The sequence below is a fragment of the Gracilimonas mengyeensis genome (assembly GCF_900182705.1).
Lineage (GTDB): Bacteria > Bacteroidota > Rhodothermia > Balneolales > Balneolaceae > Gracilimonas > Gracilimonas mengyeensis.
This window is the reverse complement of the sequence record NZ_FXTP01000003.1, coordinates 195,408-212,107: the sequence shown is the minus strand read 5'-3', so window position 1 is coordinate 212,107 and position 16,700 is coordinate 195,408. Positions and strand designations below refer to the sequence as shown.

Sequence of the window (16,700 nt, the reverse complement as noted above, 5' to 3'; positions counted from 1 at the left end):
AGGCTTCTTTTCAGGATTGGGAGTACGGATAGGTGAGTCAGCCGTCAGATCGAAAGCGGTGTTTTCATTCAGTCCCTACAGGCTTGTGTTGAAAATGCGCAGAGCGTAAAGGGGTGCAGTATCCCGTTCAATGTTCTGCATTCCTTGTTGAATGCTCAATGTTCTCCCGGGCCTGCTTTTTATCAATTTATTTTACAAATTAGTATTTCACATTTTTAGTCAACCGAAAACAGTTTTATGCAATTAAAAAAGCGCTCCCAGTTTGTTCTGGCAGTTTTTGCCGGAATCCTGTTATTATCGCCCATACTCTCAACAGAAATACAAGCTCAGGCTGAAGTGATGGCTTGGGGAAACCTAAATGGTATCAGGGTAGAAGGGCAGCTCATGGAGTTTAAAGCCACCTTATGCACGCCTACGCCGGATTGGAGTGAAGTGCGTCATACCGCAAAAGAAAGACATTATACCGATTACGAACGGGAAGGTGAACGCCAAATCATCACCCCCAGACTTGATAGCTTGTTTTTTACAGAAACGGTGCGGGACCTTTCGAAGGGAAAAGCAGAGGTGAAAGTTAAAGTAGCATCCCGAGCTGATACAGTCATTGGCGGGGCTTTCTTTTGCCTTCAATTTCCTGAAGATAAAATTGCAGAGGGAGGAAGCATTGAGATTGAGGGCTCTGAGGCATTGAGTTTTAATGATGAAACAGAAGCCGAAGGGAATGAAGTGTCGGTCAGCTTTGCCGATATGGACGTGTCTATACGGGCCGAACAATCAACCCAAATTTACCTGAAAAAAGAGGCAAAAGCTGAGCCCGCCCGCATCTACTTTGCGCTTATCGATGGCAATGCTTCCGATGGACAGACGGCTTCCAACACTTTCACACTGGAAGCCTCCGGAGAAATATACCGGGAGCCGGTGAGTCTGCAGCTGGATGCCAGTGAGCCTGGGCGGGAGTTTATCGGGATGGGCGGAAACTTCCGCTTGCAAAACGAGCGGGTGGATCCAAAAGTAATCGATTATAATCTGGAAAATATGCGCGTGGCCTACGGACGTGTGGAAATGCCCTGGTGGTTCTGGCATGCTGAGGAAGACCAAGACCCCATTGCGCAGGCAGAAGCTGGTAATATTCATCCGAGGGTAGAAGCGGCCATGACCATGGCGCAGCGCCTGCATAATATGGGCATGCCGGTTTCGCTGGGCACTTGGTTTGCACCGGAGTGGGCCATTGTGGGGGAACGTCGGCGCGGCCCCGGCCCCAATGGCGAACGGGGCAACCTGCTCAATCAAAATAAAATTCAGAAAATCTATCAGTCAATTGGGGATTACATCTGGTACCTGAAAAAAGAATACGGCGTGGAAGCGGCAGCTTTTTCGTTCAATGAATCGGATTTGGGTATTGACGTACGCCAAATGCCCCAACAGCACCGGCAGTTTATTAAAGGCTTGGGGGAGCATCTGGCGGAACGCGGGCTGATGACCAAGCTATACCTGGGCGATACGGCTGATGCCAACGGCTACGCTTTCACCTATCCTGCTAAAAACGATCCCTCCGCGCATAAGTACATCAGTGCGGTTTCCTTTCATTCCTGGCGGGGATGGGCCGATGAAACCCTGCAGCAGTGGCGCGATATTTCGGAGGAGCTGAATATCCCCGTAATTGTTGGGGAAGGAAGCACCGATGCGGCCGCCTGGCGCTACAACGACATTTTCGACGAAGCCACCTTTGCCATGCATGAAATCAACCTGTACTTGCGAATCTTGTCCATCACCCAGGCCAAAACCATTTTGCAATGGCAGCTGACGTCTGATTATTCCCTGCTAAAAGGCGGCGGAGTGTTTGGCAATAACGAGGAAGAACTGCAGCCCATGCAGCGCTTCTGGAACCTGAAACAACTGGCATCTACCCCAAAAAATTCGTTTCATCTACCCATCGAAGATGATTCCGAGACGATTACTGCAGCGGCTTTTGGCGATCTTTCCAACCAAAAATACGCGGTGCACGTGGTGAATAACGGAGCAGAGCGGGAAGCTACCATCCACGGACTTCCGGACGGAGTAACCAAATTGCACGTGTATGTCACCGATCAAAATCGTAGTATGGAACGGCTTCAAACAGTATCGGTAAAGGACGGCTCAACCACTTTTACGGCCGGGGCATGGAGTTTTACTTCGCTGTTTAGCGACTCGATTTCAACCAATTAATCCACAAAAATTATTTTATCTATCCTATGAATAACTCAAGACGCGAATTTCTAAAAAAATCGGCTTTGGCTGCCGGCGGAGCTTTTATGTTGGCTTCCTCGCCGGGTTTATTATCCGCAGGCTCTTCCTCAAAAAGTGCTTTTGATTTCAAGATATCGCTGGCGGAATGGTCGCTGAATAAACAGATTTTTGGCGGCGAACTGGATAACCTGAACTTCCCGGTGGTTGCCAAAGAGAAATATGGAATTAGCGCAGTAGAATATGTGAACCAGTTTTTTGCGGATAAAGCCAAAGACAAGCAGTACCTGCAGGAGCTTAAGTTTCGTGCTGATGCCAGCGGGGTAGAAAGCGTACTGATTATGGTGGATAATGAAGGTCTTGTGGCGGTACAGGATGACGCCGAACGCACTCAAGCTGTTGAAAATCACTACAAGTGGATTGATGCCGCGGCGTATCTTGGCTGCCATGCCATCCGAATAAATTTATTTGGTTCAGAGAAAGCAGAGAATAATGTGGAGGGATGGATATCGGCCGGAACCGATGGCCTCAGTCGGTTGGCTGAATATGGGGCTGAACGTGAAATTAGCGTAGTGGTTGAAAATCATGGCGGACTGTCATCCCATGCCGGGCACCTGACGGAAGTGATGCGGCAAGTGGATAGCGAATACGCCGGCACGTTGCCTGATTTTGGCAATTTCTGCATCCGTCGTGAAAACAACGAGCGCTGGGGCGATAGCTGTGCCGAGCAGTACGATACCTACAAAGGCGTAAAAGAACTGATGCCTTTTGCCAAAGGCGTAAGCGCCAAAACCTATGCTTTTGATGAGGATGGGAATGAAAGTAGTTTAGATTATAAACGACTGTTAACTATCGTGAAAGAATCTGGCTGGAGTGGCGGCTACATCGGCGTGGAATATGAAGGTGACTCTCTATCTGCCGAAAATGGCATTATTGCTACCAGACGTTTGCTTGAGCGTTTGAGAGAGGAGCTGGGGTGATTCCATTCCTTCAACGATAGCGGAAACTAACCTCCGGTAAATAACGCTACACTCACACCATTGGGGCGGAGGTTTATTCTTTTGGTTCTACAGGGCTACCTACCAGATGATCCTAAGGATCATCTTTTCCGTTCCGAAGGAACGGTTGGTGGGTAGATATGGAACATTGGAAAAAGAAAATTTTCGTATCGATGTCTTTTTTGAAATTAAGTTGCCAGAAAATTGGGCAACAATGGCGTCTATGAAATTTGCATGACCCACAAATGGCATAAAATCCGCATAATTTTTACTCCTCCATCTTCTCAAAAAACACCCCGCGGGTGCGGCCATTGGAGGCGTTGAATCCAGTGATGTTGCCCTCCTCATCCCGCACAAAAGCTACATCAGCAATGGGAAATCCGGCACTGAAAGAATCCACATCTCCGGGGCTAAGCTCAAGATCCTCTTCCATTTGATAATGTTGCAGCATCAGGCTGCTGTCTTCCAGGGCAACGGTGTACACCGTTTCTATCTCATCACTGAAATAACGGCCGGTGTAGTTTGCCAGCTCTTCGGGGGCAGGCTCCCAGCTTATGCGTTTGGCAGTATGGTGTCCATTTTGATGCAGCGTCAAAGAATCCGCCGAACCGTCTTCATTCCGATGAAATGTAATAGCAGCATTCACGCCCACCAGGCTAAAGGTAGAATCGGATGTGGCGGTCAGATTAATTTCTGGCTGATTGGTAGCCTGGGTGTAAATACGCTCTCCATCCCGCGAAAAGGTGAGTACAAAACCAGGCATTACGCTTAACTCGTAGCGACCGGTGAGCGCATCAAACTGTTCAACATCATAGGCAAACTCTTCGGATTCGCCCGTAGTATCCTCTTCTGCTTGTTCAGGCTCCGTCTTAAGATGATCTTCAAAAAACAAGTCCGCTATTTTATTGGGGATGCTTCCATTAAAATTTGAGAAATTGCTTTGTGTCACAACGGCTCCTCCAATTTCCGGGAAAATCATCAGCATAGAACGGTGCGCTAAATCGGCTCCGCCGTGGTGATAATGCGTGAGCCCTTTATATTCCTGGATAAAAAGTCCCAGCCCATAGCCTGAAGAATGTCCGTTATTCAAGGTATCCGGGGTGGTCATAGCTGTAATCATTTCCTGGGTTCCCACCTTGGGTTCCAGCAGGTTTTGAATCCATTTAGCTAAATCATCCATGGTAGAATGAATGCCTCCGGCGCCCATGGCGCCACCAAGGTCTGTAACCTCTTTGTAGCCGCCACTTTTAGCTGGCTCGTAACCCACCGAACGGTTTTCCACAATCTGTGCCGGGCTGTGGCGAACCACCGTATGCATCATACCAATAGGCTCAAACACATTCTTACGCATCCATTCCGGGAAAGACTCGTCCGTAACGCGCTCAATAACTTCGGTAGCCAGAGCGTAGCCGGTGTTATTGTAATTCCATTCCGCACCCGGCACGTTTTGCAATTCTGGCTGGCGCTGCACAATGTTAATGATTTGCTCCTGGCTTAAATCCGTACTCGGATTTCGGCCGGTCATGGCGATGGTATTTAGAAACTCGCGATAGCCGCTGGTGTGGGTTACAATATTCCGCAGCGTTACAGGATGGTCAAATTCCGGAAGTTCGGGGATGTAATCCCGCACGTCATCATCCAGCGAAAGCTGGCCTTGCTCTTGCAACAAAAGTAAACCAAAAGTCAAAAAATGCTTGGAGGTAGACCCGATGTTATGACGGGTTTTTTCCTGCATAGGGATATCATAAGTGAGGTTAGCCATGCCATAAGATTCCTGGAAAGTGACTTCGCCATTTTCCATCACCAAAACGGCGGCTCCCGGAACGTCATCACCCGAATATTCTGTCATCAACTGATTTACACGTCCGGCGGGATCTTCAGCCACAGCTTCAACCAGCTTTAGTGTGATGCTGTACCGGCCTTCCTTTTTTTCAAACGGGGTTATCTCGATGCGGTACTCTCCGGCCGCACGGCTATCAAACTGGAACGATTCTTTACCACGAGCCGGCCCGTCAAACTCGGCAACTTTATCCCCTTCGGGATTGAAAATTGTTACCACCACATCCACCGTCTGTTGATTGACGAAACCAAACACATACTGTGCAGAATCCAGCGCTACCGAGTACGCATGCACGCTTACTGAGGCGAGCGAGTCCGAATAGGTTTCTCCTTGGGTAATGGGTTTTTCTGTTTGGGTTGATGTCTGGGCAAACACCCAGGTAGTAGTTAAAAGGAGGGCCGTAAGCAAGGTTGTAGCTTTTTTCATAAGAGCATGTTTGATTTTAGTTCCCGATATGTCCATCTCCGAATGCCGTAAATTAACCAAAAGATAGAAATGGTCAACCGAAGATGATTGCCCGTGCGTGTTCGGTTGTTGCGCCAAATTGTTTCAATGAGGTGAAAGGAATTAGAAGGTGAAAATTTTTTGCGGTTTAGGACTCCCCCGGTTTTCAATACATCCCCTTCCGGTCTTAGAAAAAAGTAAACACTAAATTTTTTACTATATTATTTAATCATTCGTTTTGATTAAATCGTTAGCCTACTACCAACCTCTTAATTTCCAAGATCATGAAAACCCATTTCTGGCTCTTCCCACTGCTTCTTATAATCGCCATTTCCTGTTCACAAACAACAGAACATCGCGAATATATAGACCTAAGCGGAACCTGGGCCTTTGCCCTTGATACTGCGGAAGTGGGGATAGAAGAGCAATGGTACCTAAATGATTTTTCAGACTCCGTGGAGCTCCCCGGTACCACCGATTCCAATCAAAAAGGATTCAAACGAACAGATACCACCACCATGCATCTGAACCGTGTGTTTGATTACGAAGGCCCCGCCTGGTATCAAAAAAAGGTAACGGTACCAGAGAACTTTCAGGATAAACGCATTCAGCTATTCCTGGAACGCACCAAACCCAGCAAAGTGTGGATTGACGGGGAATTGGTCGGCGGCTCCATCATCATGCAATCCCCACAGCGCTTTGATGTAACTGAATACCTCTCTCCCGGCGAACACACTATCACCTTACGCATCGACAATAGCCTGGATCGCACCCCATACGGACACAATCACCTGTACTCTGATGACACCCAAACCAACTGGAACGGCGTAATTGGAGACTTACACCTGGCGGCCATGCCCAAAACCTACATCAGCAATTTGCAGGTTACTCCTGATGTGGAAAATGAAACCGCTCGCATCCAACTGGATATCGACAATGCCTTAAACCTGGAGCAGATTTCGGTGGAGTTGCACATGCATGTCACCGAAGATGGCACCTCAAGAACGCTTCCGGTTCAACAAACAGATACTACCGTGGTGGAAAGTTTGGAACTTGCCTACCACCTGGGAGACAATATGCAGCTATGGGATGAATACGACCAACCGCTGTATGAGCTTACGGCTGTCATTTCCAATGGCCACATCAAAGATGCTAAAACGGTTAGCTTTGGGATGAGAAATTTTGAGGCTAATGGCACGCATTTTACCATCAACGGACGCACCACTTTTCTGCGGGGCAAACACGAAGCGGCGGTTTTCCCGGAAACAGGCTACACCCCCACCGATGTGGAAAGCTGGAAACGGGTACTGGAAATTGCCAAATCTTGGGGCATCAATCACTATCGCTTTCATTCCTACACCCCGCCCAGGGCGGCGTTTGAGGCTGCCGATCAGGTGGGCATTTATATGCAACCGGAACTTCCATTTTGGGGAGGATTGGAAAGCGATTCTGTGGCACAAATGCAGCGTCAAGAAGGTTTTGCGCTGCTCAAAGAATACGCTAATCATCCTTCTTTTGTAATGTTCTCACACGGCAACGAGATCTGGAGCGGGCACGATCGTGTAGAAGCCAATATGGAGGCGCTTAAAGAGTTTGACCCGCGCCCTCTCTACACCATGGGTTCCAATAACAGCATTGGCTATGCGCCCCCGCGTGAGGTTTCGGACTTCTTCATCGGGGCCCGCACGCCTTCTGCCGGCGATACCATTCGCACCCACACACGGCTCACTCACGCTTTTGTGGATTCCCGCGATGGCGGCATCCTGAACACCCAAACGCCTTCTACCGATTTTGATTACAGCTACCCCATCTCACAAATTGATATCCCGGTAGTTTCGCATGAAATTGGTCAATACCAGATTTATCCGGATTACGATGAAATTGAGAAATATGATGGAGTGCTTCGGGCCTGGAATCTGGAGAAGTTTCAGGAAAGACTTGAAGCTTCTGGTATGGGAGAGATGGACAGTATTTTTCAGAAGGCTTCCGGGGCGTGGTCGGCACTTAGCTACAAAGCTGAGATGGAAGCAGCACTTCGAACACAAGGTATGGCCGGTTATCAGTTATTAGACTTACAGGATTTCCCAGGACAAGGCACGGCATTGGTTGGTATTCTGGATGCCTTTATGGATGACAAAGGCGTTGTTTCCAAAGAAAAGTGGCTGCAATCGAATAATGAGGTTGTCTTGCTGCTTCGTTTCCCCAAATACGTGTGGACTACCGGTGAGAAGTTTCAAACCGAAATTCAAATAGCCAATTATGGACAAGGTGGTATCAGCCAACCCTTGAAATGGAGGGTTAAAGACAAAGACGGTACTGTAATACAACAAGAAACCATATCCTACAATACGGTTAAGCAGGGTACAGCTCCAATTGTTGCAGATATAACGTTGGATTTGGCCGGTTTTACAGCTCCCACAGCATTGACCGTAGAGGTTTCTCTGAAAGGGACGGATTATGCCAATGAATACCCGGTATGGATTTATCCGCCTGTGGAGAAAGAACTGGAAACCGGTGTGGTTTGGGTTGATGACGCCTTGAGCCGAAAAGCGTTGTCCACATTAGAGAATGGTGATAAAGTATTGTTGTTTCCGAGGGAAGAGGATGTGGCAGGGCAGAGTGTGGGCGGATTATTTCCTCCCAATTTTTGGAATTACGAGATGTTTAAAGGTATTAGTGAAAGTAACAACAAGCCGTATTCACCGGGAACGCTGGGACTGCTCATGGAACCGAAGCACCCGCTTTTTGAGGCTTTCCCAACCGACTTCCACACCAACTGGCAATGGTTCTCTATCATCAAAGAAAGCAATCCGCTGATTCTGGATGACACGCCGGCTGAGTACCGTCCCACGGTTCAGGTGATTGATAACCTGCAACGTAATCACAAGCTGGGACTCATTTTTGAATTTAAAGTAGGAGATGGCAAACTGCTGGTCTGTATGTCTCAGTTAGATAAGTTGGAAGACAAGCCCGCAGCCCGTCAGCTGTATCGGTCAATTTTGGATTACATGAATTCGGAAGAGTTCAATCCACAAACGGAAGTGAGTGAGGAGCAATTGAAAAATTTGTTTTAAAATTACAAACCAAATAACTCTTCAATTTTATATCGATAGGTACGCCCAATAGGTAAATACTGATCAGCAATTTCCACCATATTCCCTTCCAGTGAAGACAACTTTCGGACCGAAATAATATATGATTTGTGAATACGTACGAAACGGTCGGAGGGAAGTTGTTCTTCCAATTCTTTAAGGGAAAACAGCGCCGTTATCTTCTTGTTTTCGGTATGGAAGGTTACGTACGCTTTTTGTCCCTCTATATAAATTAGATCCTCGTAGTTGATCTTGTAGTATTTGCGGTCGGCTCTCACGATCAGGTAATCATCGTAGATGTCGGGCGGTGCAGATTCCCTCGGAGAATCTGCATCATTAGAGGCCGCGCGCCTTGCGGTATGTGAGGAGAGCTTTCGATCTTTTTCTACGGCTTCTGAAACCTTGTTCACCGCTTTTAGGAAACGCGAAAAAGAAAAAGGTTTCAGCAGGTAGTCAGAAATATTTAGTTCATATCCTTCTAGGGCATAATCGCTATAGGCTGTAGTAATGACAATATACGGCTGTTGATCAAGTGTTTTCAAAAAATCGAGTCCAGAAAGGTCGGGCATCTCAATATCAAGAAAAAGCAGATCAACCTCCCCTTTTTTTAGCAGGTCCATTACCTTAAGTGGAGAGTTGAAATCGCCTTTGAGTTCAACAAAGGATAATTTGTGAATATAATCCTTAATATACTCTCGGGCCAGATATTCATCATCCACAATGGCACATTTCAGGGAGGGCTCCATGTTTACTCACCTATATTCAATTCAAGCTTTACATCAAAACAATATTCTTCGTCTGTGATATCCAGTTTATTATCTTCAGGATAAAGAATGTCCAGCCGCTTTTGTACATTTTTAATTCCTGTGCCCGATCCTGATTTTGCTCCGGAACCTGGTGGAATTGAATTCTGTAAATGAAAGTATATCTTCTTTAGCGAAGTGCGAAGTGAGATATCTATATAAGCATTCGGGAACTCTTCGATGCGGCTGTATTTGAAACTATTTTCGATAAATGGGATAAAAAGCATTGGGGCCAGTTGAACCGCTGGATCGGCCTCAGAATAGTCAAAGCTGATATGCTCTTTGTAGGGGGTTTTCATCTTTTTAAAGCTGATATAGTTTTTGATATAATCGATCTCCTGCTGTAGCAGTACATTGTCCTTTGCGCAATCTTCCAGTACGTAACGGAGCATTTCTGAAAGTTTGAGAATGCTGTCGGGAGTTTCATCTGATTTGCGATAGGCCAGCGAATAGATATTATTAAGTGCATTAAAGATAAAATGCGGTTGTATTTGGTTTTTGAGCAGTTCCAATTCAGCCTCGAGCTTCTCTTCCACTAGTTCATTTTTAAAACTCATTTCCTGGTTTAGTTTCTCTTGTGTCAAAAAAACCAAGCTGATAACGTACATTAATGATAGCCACACAAAAATACGAAGTGCTATGAAAAAACGAGGTATTTGAATATTAGGGATTTTCGCCTCAATCAGTGGCTGTAGCCAAGTGAGCTCTATTCCTGTTTGCATTGTTGCTATAAGAAGAATTGTGAATAAGCTGACTAAAAAATAATGTATGTAATTAGGCCTGTTAAAAAATTTTGGAAATACCCAAAACGTATTTAAATAAAAGGCCAACATCTGAAAGAGCGTATTTACACTGCAGGCCAGCAGTGCACTCTTTGGCGACATAATATTAAAGGCGAACATGTAATTAATACTGGCAATAAAAATCCAAAAAAGCAGCTGAAAAAGAGTCTTTCGTTTTAAAGATACAAGCATTGATGTTGGATTAAGTTTTCATAGATAATACAATATGTATCTAAAACGTACCTACCTCATTTACAAATACAAAAAGGGATGAACCAATGTTCATTTCTGGTTAACGAGTAACACCAATCGTTCAATAAACTGATAAAACCGGCTTATTCCATTTTTTATGGTTTGTCAGGTTATTCGTTTACTCAAACCGCCATTTCGTTCAATTTATTCGCTGATCCTTAGTAATTCAGGTTATATATGGGGGAAATCTTTTTCAACTGTAATACTTGAATAAATATGAAAAGCAAATTTTTCCCATATCTGTTGGCCGCAACACTAATGGCAACTGCAGCACTTTTAGCCTATGGAATGATCAGTTTTCAGGAAGAACCTGTGATTGATGAGCAACAACGGGATGTTCTGCATGTAAAAGTACAGGAAGTATTCTATGATACGCTTGATGCGGTGGCTGAATATAAGGGACGGGTTTCCTCTTATGAAGAGGTGGCACTTTCATCAGAGGTGACAGGCCGTATTCTTAGCGGAGATGTTCCTTTAAAAGAGGGGCAATCATTTAAAAAGAGAGATCAGCTTATTCGTATTTATTCGGAAGATGCGCATGCCACGTTGCGATCGGCGCGAAGCAGCTATTTGCAACTGCTGGCAGAAGAATTGGCTGACATCAGCATTGACTACCCCAAACAGTACGACAAGTGGAAGACATTTTTCAACAACATAGATATCAATGAGGAGCTGCCACCGCTTCCTGAATTCGACAGTGAGCAGGAACGTGTTTTCCTAGCCTCGCGGAATATTCTCTCCGAATACTATGCTATTGAACAACAGGAAATAAATTACAAGAAATATATCATTGAGGCTCCTTTCGATGGTACCTATAAAACGGTGAATAAACATGTAGGAGCAGTAGCGGGGGTGAATACTGAATTAGCTACCATCATACGAACGGATCATCTGGAAGCCACAATTTCTGTCATGCCTGTAGATGCTGAATGGCTTGTTGAAGGTATGGCGGTGGAGTTGATCCGGGAAAACGGAGACCGCCTCATCGGGAAAATTAATCGTATTGCTGATTTTATTGATCTCAGCACTCAATCGGTAAGCGTGTTTGTCAATATTTATCAACAAATCCCAGAAATTCGGGCTGGTGAGTATGTAGAGGCACGTTTTACTCGTTCAAATTTTATCGAAGGTTATAAACTACCCCGCGAGGCACTACTTGATAATAATCAGGTTTATGTTGTCACCAATGGGCAGCTAAACCTATATGATGTACATGTTGTGCTAAAAATGGATGATCATGTAATCATCAATGGTTTGCCTGAGGGGACACAAGTAGTAACTGAATCCCTGATGGATGTAAGAGAGAATCAGGAGGTAGAGACAAGATAACCAGTCGTACTGTGTAGTTAGCTCAGCTATTATGCCGCTTCAAAAAATTAATATGCAAAAATACATATGTTAAAACGCATCGTATCCACTTTTGTTAAATATCCGTTTTACGGGAAATTGGTGATCATTACCCTGATTCTTTTGGGTGTTATCTCTTACTCTTCCTTGAACAAAGCAACCTTCCCCATCGTTGAATCCCGTACGATTACTGTAACTGTCAGTTATCCCGGAGCTACCCCGGAGCAGATGGAAGAGGGCGTAACAACCGTTATCGAAGAAGAGATCCGCGGCATTCCGGGAATCAAAGAATTTGAGTCTCAATCACTTGAAAACAGCGCTACAATCACCATCGAGGGGCAGTCGAATTACGATATTGACGAGCTTTACACGGATGTAAAGAATTCTGTTGATGGTATCTCTAATATGCCTACCAATGCCGAACAGCCTATTGTATCTAAGAACCGGCGAACTGATTTGGCAATGTTTCTTTCTTTGACTTCCAACAATGATGACCTGATGGCACTTCATAATCAGACCAATCGCATAGAAGAAGATTTACTTGCTTCAGGATTCATCTCTCAAATTTCTGTAACGGGATTTCCGAATACCATTGAGATGGCAATTGAAATTGATGAGACCCAACTTGAGCGCTATGGTTTGACTTTTGAGCAGATTCAAAGCGCCATTGCCAATAATAATATTGATATCCACGGGGGCACCATTCGTAATCCCCGGGAGGAATTGCTGGTAGTTTCCCGCAATCGATCTGTAGATGCCTCGAAAATTGCCAATATTGTGGTGATTACCCATCCTGATGGTCGCCTGATACGCCTGGGGGATGTGGCAACGGTAAACCGACAGTTCGAGGAATCTCCCAACGTAAGCTATGTGGAAGGCGAACGTAATGTGACGATCCAGATTCAGAAGCTGGCAAATGAGGATTTGGAGGAAATTTCAAATTATGTGAATGATTATATAGAGGAGTTTAATACCAATCATGATGATTACGAGTTAACGGTAATGCAGGATTTCCTGCAGGTCATTAACAATCAGCTCTCCATCCTGGCCAGCAATGGCCTGATGGGTATCCTTCTGGTATTCATTTCACTGTCTTTACTTCTGAATTATCGCTTGTCGCTTTGGGTAGCCTGGGGCATACCAGCGTCTTTTCTGGGCATGTTTATTGTCGGATATTTGGCAGGTATTACCATCAATATGATTTCGTTGTTTGGCATGATTCTGATAATCGGCATTCTGGTGGATGACGGTATTGTGATTGGTGAAAACATCTTTACTCACTACGAAAGAGGTAAATCACCGGAACGGGCTGCCGTGGACGGTACCATGGAAATTCTTCCTGCTGTATTCACCTCTATATCTACGACCATTATTGCATTTATCCCACTGATATTTATTACAGGTACTATGGAGATGATGAAGGAAATGGCTATAGTAGTGGTAGCGGCACTGGGTTTTTCTCTGGTAGAGGGAATGTTTGTATTACCGGGCCACTTGATTTCAGGCAATGCCTTGCAAGACATTAAGAAAAAATCGCTCTATGGCCGTTTTCGAGATAAATGTGAAAAGTATATCACCTGGGTAAGAGAACAACTTTATTTGCCACTGCTCAAACGCAGTTTGAACCTGAAAAGTATAACTTTAGCCATAACACTGTCGGTATTTATGATAACCGGGGGATTGATCTGGGGTGGCTACATTCCAATGACGTTTTTTCCTTCGCCGCCATCAGACTCGTTTACCATTGATCTTGCACTCAAACCCGGAGTTAATGAAGAGATTACCCAAGAAAAACTATTTGAGGTTGAACGGGCGGTCTGGGAGGCTAATCAGAAATTCATGGAATCTAATCCTCAGGATACCATATCCTATGTAGATCTTACCCAGGTTACTGTTGGCTCTGCCTTTACAGGGACCGAATCGGGTACACATGCAGGAAATATTCGCGTTTTTTTAAATGATGATATGAGCGAAACTTCGGTACGAGACGGTGATATCAAAAACAGAATCTCCGAGATCGTAGGCGAAATACCGGAAGCATACAAATTTGGAGTTGGTGCCTCCAATCAATTCGGTGCACCTGTAGAAATCAGCCTCTTTGGGCGCGATGCAAAACAGCTCGAGAGTGCCAGTTCCGATTTAAAACGGGAACTTCGTAAGATGTCCGCACTCTATAATGTGCTTGATAATAGCCAGCTGGGCAGCCAAGAGATCCGCATTTCCCTGAAACCACAAGCCTACAACCTGGGTTTCAATTACAACAGTCTGATGCAACAGGTCCGTTCAGCCTACTTTGGCGCACTGGCTCAACGCATCCAGGATGGACGGGATGAACTCTGGGTGTATGTACGCTACCCCGAAAGTAACCGTAAAACTTTGGGTCAGTTGGAGACAATGCAGGTAAAGAGCGAACAGGGTTCGTTTCCTCTGAATGAGGTAGCCAATCTCGAAAAAGGCCGAAGTCTGAATCGTATTAACCACTACAACGGCCGACGAGAAATACGGGTTGAAGCCTATCTGAGAAATTCAGAAGATGCGGTACCTCCCATTCTCGATTATATTGATAAGCAAATTATGCCCGACATCATGGAAAATTATCCTGATGTTACCTATATGCACCAGGGGCAGTCCAGAGAGTCCGGTGAGGAGGTCTCCCATATGGCTTTCTATTTCGGGGTGGCCTTTCTGGTGATTGTACTTATCATTATGCTCTATTTCCGGTCGGCTATGCAGGGCATCATCATTTTGATTATGATTCCATTTGGTGCGATTGGTGCCGTTTGGGGGCATGGCATTCATCAGGAACCTTTATCATTAATGAGCCTCTGGGGGCTAATAGCCCTGTCGGGTACCATAATTAATGATGCTATTATCTATTTGGCGAAATACAATCAAAACCTGCAAGAAGGCCAACCCCTAATGGAGGCCATTTTTGATGCTGCCCGAAACCGGTTTCGCCCCCTCTTGCTTACTACTGTAACAACTACTATTGGATTGTCACCGCTCATCCTTGAAAGCAGCGGCGACGCTAAGATGTTGGTGCCAATGGCTATTGCACTTGCATATGGTATCTTTTTCGGCACCTTCTTCATTCTGATGTTATTGCCTCATGTTATACTGTTAATTAACCGAGTCCGACTGTTTATTCAGAAAATGAAGGGTAATACTGAAGCTACGGCCGAATCGATAGAACCAGCCGTCATCAACTACAAAATTGAACAACAAACGGACGTATAACTTCTATTAATTATGAACATTCGTCAAAACATACAATCCCTTTTACCGTTTACAATCACAAGTATATTCCTCATAAGTCTCTTCGTTTCAACTGTAAAGGGTCAAGACAAACTGAATGTGGGAACCAGTAGTGTCGATTCTCTATCAGTAGACCAAGCTATTAGTATGGCGCTTAAAAACAATTACGGTATTACTATACAACGAAAAAATGTGGAAATCAGCCGTATTGAAAACCACTGGGGTGAAACAGGAGCCTTGCCAACCATTTCTCTCTCCGGTTCTGGGGGCTACCAGGACCAAAACGATATAAGCGGAACCAATTATAGCGGAACCGTCAATCTTGATTGGACGATCTTTAGAGGTTTTGGGGCTCGAATTGAAAAAGAAATGCTGGAACAGTACCAAAAACTTTCAGAAGGTAATATGGCTATTAATGTAGAAAACGCTGTTATAGATATCATCTTATCTTACTATAACATTTTACTTCAACTACAGAACATGGAACTTGCTAACGATTTGATGCAGTTATCTGAAGACCGGTATGATCTGGCCAAGAGGCGCAAAGAAATCGGAAGCTCTGTAACCTATGATCTGTTACAGGCTCAAAATGCCTATCTTGAAGATAAGTCCAACTACCTCTCAGCTAAAACTTCCTATCATAACGCTATGCGAGAGCTCAATTATCTGATGGCTGCGCCATTAGAAAAAAATTACCAGCTTATCAGCGAATTCCAGGCTGATACCACCAGTTTTAATCGGAAAACTCTGGCAGATCGTATGCTTCAGAACAACAATAATCTACGGAACCAGTACATTAACCTTGAACTAGCCCGCCAGCAAACTAAATTGGCCAGGAGTAACTACTATCCAACCGTAAGTATTGGTGCCAGCGGTGGATATAGTGGCTCGGGTTATGATATTGGTACTTCTGGATTTAGCTCGCAGACAGGCTCAGGCCTTAGCCATAGTGCCTCGCTGACCGTATCCTATACATTGTTCAATGGGGGGCAACGAAAACGCGTTTTGGAAGCTGCGCAAATCGAAAAACAGATCAGCGAAGTTGAAACTAGTGAGATGGAAGCCTCGCTGAAAAATCAACTGTTCCAGGAACATGAGCTGTACCAACTGCGGAAAGAGCAACTTGAACTTGCCCACGAAAATCTGGAAGCAGCCGAACTCAATCTCAAAATTTCAAAAAAGAAATTCGAAAGTGGTTCGATCAATTCGTTTATCTATCGGGATGTTCAACAGGTCTATTCGAATGCTGATGTCAACTATAATCGAGCTATTTATAACGTTATAGAAAGCTATCATACTCTTATGAGACTTACTGGCGGTATCATCGATGATGAGTGATCAGCTTAACAAGCTTAACTAAGAAAAATGAATCATGAGTAATGAAATTATATCCAACGTAGATAAAATTTGCACATTCGTCTATTCAATTCCACGGTTTATCTAATAATGTTTTAATTCTGGTTACAGCTGCTGATCTTTGAAGCGTTCATTGAGTACTACAAGAGTAAAAGAGACCAAAATGGCGGCAATATCATTACAGAATAATTTCAAAGAGAAGCTTATCCCGATGTCATTTCATGCCGGAAAAGTCTTTAATAGTTTGTCTTCAGCATAGCATATGGATCTAACGCTACGGTGCAAAAATAGTAACCAAATATATCCATCAA

9 protein-coding genes are annotated in these 16,700 nt (G+C 44.8%); 6 read left to right on the top strand and 3 right to left on the bottom strand.

Features of this window, described 5'->3' with window-relative positions; translation table 11 throughout:
- Positions 1-237 precede the first annotated feature (237 nt).
- Entirely contained in the window at positions 238-2,202 is a 1,965-nt protein-coding gene (locus FN815_RS05195; RefSeq protein WP_142453555.1) for a hypothetical protein, read from the top strand.
- A gap of 26 nt (positions 2,203-2,228) precedes the next feature.
- A complete protein-coding gene (locus FN815_RS05190) occupies positions 2,229-3,200 on the top strand; it encodes a sugar phosphate isomerase/epimerase family protein (protein WP_142453554.1) in 972 nt (323 codons plus the stop codon).
- 286 nt (positions 3,201-3,486) lie between these two features.
- On the opposite strand, the gene FN815_RS05185 is transcribed toward FN815_RS05190, so the two are convergent.
- Positions 3,487-5,484 (bottom strand): serine hydrolase, encoded by a 1,998-nt coding sequence (locus FN815_RS05185; RefSeq protein WP_185957172.1) that lies wholly within the window; start codon positions 5,482-5,484, stop codon positions 3,487-3,489.
- 302 nt (positions 5,485-5,786) lie between these two features.
- On the opposite strand from FN815_RS05185, the gene FN815_RS05180 reads away from it, so the two are divergent.
- A complete protein-coding gene (locus FN815_RS05180) occupies positions 5,787-8,576 on the top strand; it encodes a glycoside hydrolase family 2 protein (RefSeq protein WP_142453552.1) in 2,790 nt (929 codons plus the stop codon).
- A gap of 2 nt (positions 8,577-8,578) precedes the next feature.
- On the opposite strand, the gene FN815_RS05175 is transcribed toward FN815_RS05180, so the two are convergent.
- Both FN815_RS05175 and FN815_RS05170 read right to left on the bottom strand, forming a co-directional pair.
- Positions 8,579-9,340 carry a LytR/AlgR family response regulator transcription factor gene (locus FN815_RS05175; protein WP_142453551.1) on the bottom strand — a complete coding sequence of 254 codons (762 nt, stop codon included), beginning with the start codon at positions 9,338-9,340 and terminating at the stop codon, positions 8,579-8,581.
- 2 nt (positions 9,341-9,342) lie between these two features.
- Positions 9,343-10,371 carry a sensor histidine kinase gene (locus FN815_RS05170; RefSeq protein ID WP_142453550.1) on the bottom strand — a complete coding sequence of 343 codons (1,029 nt, stop codon included), beginning with the start codon at positions 10,369-10,371 and terminating at the stop codon, positions 9,343-9,345.
- A gap of 276 nt (positions 10,372-10,647) precedes the next feature.
- On the opposite strand from FN815_RS05170, the gene FN815_RS05165 reads away from it, so the two are divergent.
- From FN815_RS05165 to FN815_RS05155, 3 genes are all read left to right on the top strand, one after another.
- A complete protein-coding gene (locus FN815_RS05165) occupies positions 10,648-11,760 on the top strand; it encodes an efflux RND transporter periplasmic adaptor subunit (RefSeq protein WP_142453549.1) in 1,113 nt (370 codons plus the stop codon).
- 66 nt (positions 11,761-11,826) lie between these two features.
- Positions 11,827-15,015: an efflux RND transporter permease subunit gene (locus FN815_RS05160; RefSeq protein WP_142453548.1), complete on the top strand. Its 3,189-nt coding sequence runs from the start codon at positions 11,827-11,829 to the stop codon at positions 15,013-15,015.
- A gap of 165 nt (positions 15,016-15,180) precedes the next feature.
- Positions 15,181-16,371, top strand: coding sequence for a TolC family protein (locus FN815_RS05155; protein WP_185957171.1), 1,191 nt, complete (start codon positions 15,181-15,183; stop codon positions 16,369-16,371).
- Positions 16,372-16,700 lie beyond the last annotated feature (329 nt).